Origin of the sequence: Corallococcus terminator (assembly GCF_003611635.1) — a bacterium.
GTDB classification, from domain to species: domain Bacteria; phylum Myxococcota; class Myxococcia; order Myxococcales; family Myxococcaceae; genus Corallococcus; species Corallococcus terminator.
In genome coordinates, this window is record NZ_RAVZ01000101.1 from 21176 (window position 1) to 28601 (window position 7426).

The 7426-nt window shown below is 70.5% G+C and carries 6 protein-coding genes and 1 pseudogene; 3 read left to right on the plus strand and 4 right to left on the minus strand.

Annotation, left to right across the window (positions count from 1 at the left end):
* Positions 1-108: 108 nt before the first annotated feature.
* Positions 109-2292, plus strand: a complete 2184-nt coding sequence (locus D7V88_RS16440) for a dipeptidyl-peptidase 3 family protein (RefSeq protein WP_120541588.1) — start codon at positions 109-111, stop codon at positions 2290-2292.
* 12 nt (positions 2293-2304) lie between these two features.
* Here D7V88_RS16440 and D7V88_RS16445 read toward each other — a convergent pair whose 3' ends face one another.
* A complete protein-coding gene (locus D7V88_RS16445) occupies positions 2305-3483 on the minus strand; it encodes an AI-2E family transporter (RefSeq protein ID WP_120541589.1) in 1179 nt (392 codons plus the stop codon).
* A 149-nt stretch (positions 3484-3632) separates the two neighbouring features.
* Between D7V88_RS16445 and D7V88_RS16450 the strand changes: the two genes are divergently transcribed.
* A complete protein-coding gene (locus tag D7V88_RS16450; protein ID WP_120541590.1) occupies positions 3633-4049 on the plus strand; it encodes a DoxX family protein in 417 nt (138 codons plus the stop codon).
* Positions 4050-4077: 28 nt separating this feature from the next.
* Here the strand turns inward: D7V88_RS16450 and D7V88_RS16455 are convergent, their stop codons facing one another.
* A complete protein-coding gene (locus D7V88_RS16455) occupies positions 4078-5346 on the minus strand; it encodes a threonine/serine exporter family protein (protein ID WP_120541596.1) in 1269 nt (422 codons plus the stop codon).
* Positions 5347-5489: 143 nt separating this feature from the next.
* Between D7V88_RS16455 and D7V88_RS16460 the strand changes: the two genes are divergently transcribed.
* Entirely contained in the window at positions 5490-6296 is an 807-nt protein-coding gene (locus D7V88_RS16460; RefSeq protein WP_120541591.1) for a pseudouridine synthase, read from the plus strand.
* Positions 6297-6353: 57 nt separating this feature from the next.
* Here the strand turns inward: D7V88_RS16460 and D7V88_RS16465 are convergent, their stop codons facing one another.
* The gene (locus D7V88_RS16465; protein ID WP_120541592.1) at positions 6354-6566 is read right to left on the minus strand and encodes a hypothetical protein; all 213 of its coding nucleotides are present in this window, start codon (positions 6564-6566) and stop codon (positions 6354-6356) included.
* 131 nt (positions 6567-6697) lie between these two features.
* Positions 6698-7426 (minus strand): annotated as a pseudogene (locus tag D7V88_RS16470) (hypothetical protein); the annotation flags it as partial.

Below are 7426 nucleotides of genomic sequence, written 5' to 3' on the forward strand. Positions count from 1 at the left end.
CGCTTGCTGCCCGCCCTGTCCACCCGCGAGAGGTACGACCGCGCGCGGCTTGAGTCCACCGCGCGCGCGCGATAGCCACGTCCCCAGTCACGTCTCCCCGGAGCCTCCATGAAGCCCCTGCTGCTGGCCGCCGTCCTCGCCGCCGCGCCCTCCACTCCGCCGTCTTCCCCGGCGCCCGCCACGCCCCCCGCACAGGTCAAGCAGCCCAGCCTCACCGTGCCCGGGGGGAAGTTCCTCCGCGCCCGCTCCGGCAACACCGCCGTCGCGCAGATGTTCGCGCCCGGCGTCGCGGAGCTCTCCGCGGCGGAGAAGCGCGTGGCGTGGTCCCTGACGCTCGCGGCGCACGCGGGCGAGGACATCGCGTACGACCAAATGGGCTGGAAGCTGGTCCCGGCCAAGCGGCTGCTCGAAGGCGCCTGGCTCTTCGGCCGGGATGCCCAGACCGAGACGTCTGGCTTCGACACGAAGCTGGCGGAGTACCTGCTGCGCTTCTACGGCCACGGCGGCAACCACGACAGCACCACGGGTCAGAAGTTCGTCCCGGGCTTCACCTTCGAGCAACTCGACGCCGCCGCCACGCGCGCCCTCGCGGTCGGCGCTCCCTTCCCGGTGAAGGACGAGGCGGCGCTCAAGGCCTGGCTCCAGGACTTGAAGCCCACCCTCTTCGACGCGGCCTTCGAACCGCAGCTCACCTCCAAGGCCCCGCCTCCGGGACAGGACCTGCTCACCGCGTCCTCCAACACCGCCTACGGCCCTGGCGTGACGTTGAAGGACCTGGAGGGCTTCCAGGAGAAGTACCCGCTCAACTCGCGCGTGGTGAAGGAGAACGGCAAGCTCGTGGAGCAGGTGTTCCGCGCCGGCACGCCGGACGGCAAGGTGAAGCCGGGGCTGTACGCGAAGGAATTGTCGCGCGTCATCACGCACCTCCAGGAGGCGATGAAGTCCGCGGAGCCCGCGCACAAGGCCGCGCTGGGCAAGCTGGTCCGCTACTTCCAGACGGGCAGCCCCAAGGACTGGGACGCGTACAACATCGCGTGGCTCAAGGTGGATCCGAAGGTGGACGCCAACCTGGGCTTCATCGAGACGTACGTCGACCCGCGCGGCCACAAGGGGCAGTGGCAGGGGTTGATCAACTACCGCGACGCGAAGGAGAACCAGATCATGGAGCTCATGGGTCGCAAGGCCCAGTCCTTCGAGGACCGGCTGCCCTGGCCGGAGCAATACCGCCGCAAGAAGGTCGCGCCGCCGGTCGCCAAGGCCATCAACGTCATCACCTCCAACCCGCAGCCGCCCGCGGGCATCAACCTGCCCAACGAGCAACACGTCCGCGAGAAGTACGGCAGCAAGAGCGTGATGGTGACCAACGTCATGGAGGCGGCTTCCGCCGTGACGCGGCTGCCCCTGGCGTTGGAGTTCTCCCGCACGGCGGAGGACCGCGAGCAGGCGCGGAAGTATTCGGTCACCGCGCGCAAGTGGCTGGTCGCCTTCCACGAGGTGCTGGGCCACGCCTCCGGGCAGGTGGACGCGAAGCTCAAGGGCCAGTCCCCGTCCGTCTTCCTGAAGGAATACGACAACACGCTGGAGGAGGCCCGCGCGGACCTCATCGCGCTGTGGCACGCCTTCGACCCGGCGCTCTCGGAGCTGTCGCCGGACCATGACGCCATCGCGAAGCAGATGTACCGGGACTTCCTGGTGGAAGGCCTCACCAACCTGCGCCGCGTGGAGACGGGCAACGCGTTCGAGGAGGACCACCAGCGCGGCCACCACATGACGGTGACGTACCTGGAGGAGAAGGGCGCCGTGAAGCCGGTGGTGGAGAACGGCCGCACGTACCTGACCGTGCCGGACTACGGAAAGATGCGGGAGGCGGTGGGGGAGCTGCTCTCGCGCCTGATGGTCATCAAGGCCACCGGTGACTACGAGGGCATCCGCGCCCTGGTCCAGGAGAAGGGCATCCACTTCGACCCGAAGCTGCGCGACGAGGTCGCCCGCCGGGTGAAGGCCGTGGATGTGCCCACGGTGCTGCTGCTCAATTCGCCGCGCGTGGTACCGGTGCTGGACGCGAAGGGGGACGTGGTGGACCTGAAGGAGGACGCCACCCAGGCCTTCGTGGATCAGCACCTGGAGCGCAGCCTGCTGGGACGGCTCTCTCCCGCGGAGGCCCGGACCGTGGCCCCGAAGCTCGCGGCTTCGCCGGACGCGCTGCGAGAGGCGTTCCGCGCGCTGGGGCCGGAAACGACTTCGGCGCCGCCCGCCACGAAGGGGGCCGCGCCGAAGAAGTCCACGCCCTGAAGCCTCAGGGGCTCAGTGGTTGGGCGTCGTGTCCACGTCGGTGAGGGGCGTCCCCGACTCCGACGTGAGCACGACGCGCCGGTCGCCGGGTTCCACCGGCGGGCCACCCGGGGTGGCCGGGTCGCCCGGCCGCGCGTTGGGCCGGCCGTAGTCGCGTTCGAAGATGCGCACCACGGACAGGAAGAAGGCGACGATGAGCGGCCCCAGCAGGAGGCCCACCGCGCCGAAGGCCGCGAGTCCGCCCAGGAGCGCGAAGAAGATGATGGCGCCGTGCTGGTTCATGCCCTTCTTCGCGAGCAGCGGCTTGACGACGTTGTCCACCAGGCCCACCACCACCACGCCCCAGATGGCCAGGAAGAGCGCCGCCCACGGGTGCCCGCTGAGCAACATCAGGCCCGAGGCGAGCAGCACCACCACCGCCGCGCCCACGGCTGGGATGAGGGCGAAGAAGAAGGTGAGGCCCGCGAAGAACAGCGGCGCCGGCACCCCCACGATGAGGAAGCCAATCAGCGCGGCCGCGGCCTGCACGCCCGCGGTGGCCACCGTGGACACCAGCACGGACACGGACGTGCTCCGGAACTCGCGCAGCAGCTCCTGCGTCTGGCCCCGTCGCAGCGGGGAGACACTTTCAATCCACTGCACCAGCCGGGCTCCGTCGGTGAGGAAGAAGAAGAGCGCGATGAGCATCATCGTCACCTGGAGCAGCAGGGTGCCCGTGGCGGCCACCGCGCCCGTCACGGCCTTCGCCGCCGTGCCGCCCTGGGTCGTCACCTGCTCCTGGAGCTTCTGATCCAACTGCGCCTGCTCCAGCGGGAGCCGTTCGATGAGGTTGCTCACGGGCCCCTGGAGACCGCTGGGAAGCTTGTTCACCAGCCCGTCCATGCCGTCCTTCTGCACCGTCTGCGACACGAAGCGCACGCCCTCGGACACCTCCGCGACGACGAAGGCAGTGAGGCCGCCCAGCGGCAGGAGCAGGGCCAGCAGGATGCCCGACACGATGATGCCCGCGGACACGCTGCCGTGGCCCCGCAGCCGGCGCTTGAGCCGGCGGTGCAGGCCGTGGAACGTTCCGGCCAACACCGCCGCCAGGAAGAGCGCCTCCGCGAACGGTCGGATGACCAGGCACAGGAGGAAGATGGACAGCAGGATGAGACCGACGAAGACGCGGCGCGCTACCTGATCGGAGGCCATGGCCTTGCGAACTTAAGGAGCCTGCCCCTCCCCCGGGAGCCCGCCCGGTCGGAATGTTGCAGGGAGAATTCCCCCTGGAATGCCCGGAATGCCTGCCCGCCTGCTCACCAGACTTGGGGGAGGCGAAGGGGACGCTAGAGTGCGGCGCCATGCCGCCCTTCGACTCCGCCCGCTTCACCCTCTGGCTTCCCCAAATCCTGTGCGCCGTCTTCCTGGCCATCCTCTTTCTGCAGTCCGGCCTGGACAAGGTCGTGGACTGGAAGGGGAACCTGGGGTGGCTCACCGGCCACTTCGCGAAGTCCCCCCTCAAGGGCCTGGTGACGCCGATGCTGGCGGTCATCACGTTGATGGAGCTGGCGGCGGGCGCGCTGAGCGCGGCGGGCGCGGTGGCGCTCGTGGCCTCGGGCAACCCGTTCCTGGCGTACCTGGGGGCGGTGCTGTCGGCGCTGTCGCTGCTGGCGCTGTTCTTCGGCCAGCGCATGGCGAAGGAGTACGCGGGCGCGGCGGTGCTGGTGCCGTACTTCGTGGTGGCGCTCGCGGGCGTGTACCTGCTCCGGCTTTCGTAGCGGGCACCGGAGCCTCTTCAGCGCCCCTTCAGAGCACCTTGCGCGGGGGCATGATGGCGTTGGCGGACAGCAGGCCCGCCGCCAGCGCCACCGCGACGAGCAGCATGGAGAAGGCGGTGTCCACGCCCGCCACCACGTCGCGCTCCAGCAGGGATGCGAGGCTGCGGAAGCCCACGCTGCCGGGGACGAGCAACATCAGACCCGGCACCACGGTGGTGACGGACGGACGGTTGCGAAGCCGCGCCAGCGCGTTGCTGCCGATGCCCAGCAGCAGCGCGCCCACGAAGGCTCCCAACTGCGGCCCCAGCAGCAGCGTGCCCAACCGGGCGCCCCCGAACGCGGCGGCGCCGGCCAGGGCAATCCAACCCCAGTCGCGCGGCCGGGCGCGGAAGAGCACCGCGATGGCGAAGCCCGCCACCACGAGCGCCGCGACGGCGGCCCCGGTCGGCACCCCGGCGGGCAGGGGGCCGACGGGCACGGGGGGCAGCACCGTGGCCACCCGGCTGCCCAGGGCCGCGCCGAAGCCCAACTGGAGGAACACCAGCGCGGCGTGCGTGAGGCGCGACGTGCCGGAGATGAGGTTGCGGGTGGCGACCTCGTTGACGGCGATGGTGAGCGTGAGGCCGGGCAAGAGGACGATGAGGCCCGCGAGCGTGGCCACCTCTCCGTGCAGGGGACCGAAGGAGTGCGCGGCGATGCCCGCGAACGCGGCGGACAGCACGGCCGCCACGGGCTCCAGCACGCGCGCGGTGGTGGGCTGCTTGCGCGTCGCCAGGTCCACCAACCCGATGACGAGGCTGCTGAAGCCTGCGACGCCCATCTCCTTCCAGCCGCCTCCGAAGAGGATGGCGGCGGAGGCGCCGGCCAGCATCCAGCAGAGCAGTTGGAGGACGGGGCCGTAGCGCGGGGGACGGGCGAGGATGGCCTCCACGCGCGTGGCGCCCTCGGAGGGCGTGAGGCGCCCCTGGATGACGTCGTCCGCGAGCGTGTCCAGGAGGATGAGGCGCTCCAGGTCCATGTCGCCGGGCTCCACGCGGATGAGGCTGGTGCGCAGGTCCTCGGCCGGGCCGAAGGAGGCGAAGATGGAGGTGGGCGTGGAGAAGAAGCGGGCCTCCAGGCCCAGCCGCTCGCTCACCCGCTGCATCAGCCCCTCCAGGCGGTGGGCGGGCGTCCCATGGCGGTGCAGGGCATGGCCCAGGCGCAGCACGAAGGCCACGGCGGGGCCGGGAGGCGGCGGCGCGAGCGCGGCGAGGAGTTCGGGCGGGGCCGAGGCGGTTTCGGAGGGACGCGTGGACACGGCGGGCGGCACATGCGCAGAGCCGTCCGGGCGAGTCAAACGGCGCCGCAAGCCCTCCTGCTCGCCCCCATGCGCCCGCGAGGGCTTGGACCCCCTTGCCGTCACGCATCTGATACAGCGGGCGGCAACCCGGAGGAGGGTGCATGGCGCGCAAGCAGAAGACACCGCGATGGTTGGAGGCCGCGAGGCGGCGGGGGCCGGGCGTGCCCGAAGGCGCGCGCACGGACTGGCTGACCCGGGCGCTGGGCCGGGCGGGTGTCCTGCCGCGCGCGGAAGCCGAGCAGGCCATCCGCGACGGCCGGGTGGAGTTGGACGGCCGCGTGGAGAAGGACCTCTTCGCGCCCGTGCGGCCGGAGTCCCGCGTGCGCCTGGACGGCGTGGAGCGGACCCTCACGGCGCGGGTGTGGGCGCTGATGTTCCACAAGCCCGCGGGGCCGGTGGTGCACGGCTCCGACCCCGAAGGCGTGGGCACCGTCTTCGAACGGCTGCGCGCGGTGCTGCCCCCGGAGCTCGCGGGCTTCGAGTGGTACGCCGTGGGCCGCCTGGACCGAGACACCACGGGCCTGCTGCTCTTCAGCAATGACGAACAGTTCGTCCGGCACGCGACGGCGCCGGAGACGCACCTGCCCAAGCGCTACGTGGCGCGCGTGGAAGGACTGCCCACGGAGCAGGTGCTGGGGCGGCTGCGGATGGGCCTGGAGCTGGAGGACGGCACGACGCGGCTCGCGGGGGCGGCGCTGCGGGAGCCGGACGTCGTGGTGCTCACGCTCACCGAAGGGCGACACCACCAGGTGAAGCGGATGCTCGAAGCGGTGGGGCACCCGGTGCTCACGCTGCACCGTGAAGCGGTGGGGGAGGTGGTGCTGGATGTGCCGGAAGGCACCTTCCGTCCGCTCACGGACGCGGAGGTGGCGGAGGGCCTGGGCTTTTCGGGTGCCGCCTGGGATTGACCGGGGGCAACGGCTCCCCGAGCCCTTCCCAGGCGGTGGTGTGGCGGAATCAGCGGACTACTCCGCCAGTTCGCAGATGTTGCGCACGCAGCAGTTCCAACAGGCCGTCTGGCTTCCGCCGTTGCTCGTACATTCGGAAATGCAGCGCGCCATCTCCTGCGTGATGCCGGGCACGGGGGCGTCCTTCGAGGGACTGGAGGCCGTGGCGGAGGTGCCTCCGACGATCAGACCGAACATGAACACGCTCGCGGTGATCAGCTTCATCTTCATCTTGGAGTCCTTTGGAAGTGCGCCCTGGGGGTGGACGCAATGCCAGGGTATCACCGTCTGGTTTGTCTTTCCATGCAGGTGCTCGCGCTTCTGGATGAAGCCAACAGTCGGAAGCACCCGGTGGGAGGCAATTACTGCTGTTTGCGCAGGATTGCAGTGACGCGCGAACGCAGCGGATGGTTTTGGGGCGCGAGTGTGAGGAACCGGGCGTAGTGCCGCTGGCTCAGCGCGAGGTTGTCGAGCTTGCCATGGAGTTGGCCCAGCGAGAGCTGGCAGTCCGCGAGCTGGGGGTAGCGATCCGCGCAGCTCGCGGCCTTCTCCAGGGCTTCGGTGAAGCGGTTCTGGGAGATCAGCTTGTCGGCGAGCGCGTGCAACTCAAGGGCTTCGCTTGGGACCGCTGGGGCCTCCTGGGGCGCTGTCGCCGCCCTGGGAGCGGGCCTCGTGGGAGAAGCCCCCTTGACCAGGGGCAGTGCGTCGAGGAGCCAGGTGGGAGGGGGAGAGTCGCCCTGGATGTCACCATCCTTCTCGAGGATGGCGGAGATGCGCTCCCGGTAGGGAGCGTCCTCGGGCGCGTACTTCAAGAACATCCGGTAGTGGTGCCTGCTGGCCTTGCGCTGTCCTGCCCGGCCCTGGAGGACGCCGAGGAGCAGATGGCATTCCGGCGCCTGGGGATGGTGGACCCTGCAGGCGTCGGCGTGGACGAGCGCCGTGTTGAAGTCCTGCTTCCGGATGGAGGCGAAGGCGTCCTGTTGGAATTCCTCGATGGGGCGGACTTCGACCACGGCGGGTTTCGCGGCGACCGGTGCGGAGGCCGCCTTGAATCCCTTGGGGGGAAGGATGGGACTGGGCGGTGGGGCGGC

Excerpts from the sequence above, each read along its gene's own strand:
- D7V88_RS16460 (WP_120541591.1), top strand. The coding sequence starts at position 5,490 with ATGGCGCGCAAGCAGAAGACACCGCGATGGTTGGAGGCCGCGAGGCGG.
- D7V88_RS16465 (WP_120541592.1), bottom strand. The coding sequence starts at position 6,566 with ATGAAGATGAAGCTGATCACCGCGAGCGTGTTCATGTTCGGTCTGATC.
- D7V88_RS16445 (WP_120541589.1), bottom strand. The coding sequence starts at position 3,483 with ATGGCCTCCGATCAGGTAGCGCGCCGCGTCTTCGTCGGTCTCATCCTG.
- D7V88_RS16440 (WP_120541588.1), top strand. The coding sequence starts at position 109 with ATGAAGCCCCTGCTGCTGGCCGCCGTCCTCGCCGCCGCGCCCTCCACT.
- D7V88_RS16450 (WP_120541590.1), top strand. The coding sequence starts at position 3,633 with ATGCCGCCCTTCGACTCCGCCCGCTTCACCCTCTGGCTTCCCCAAATC.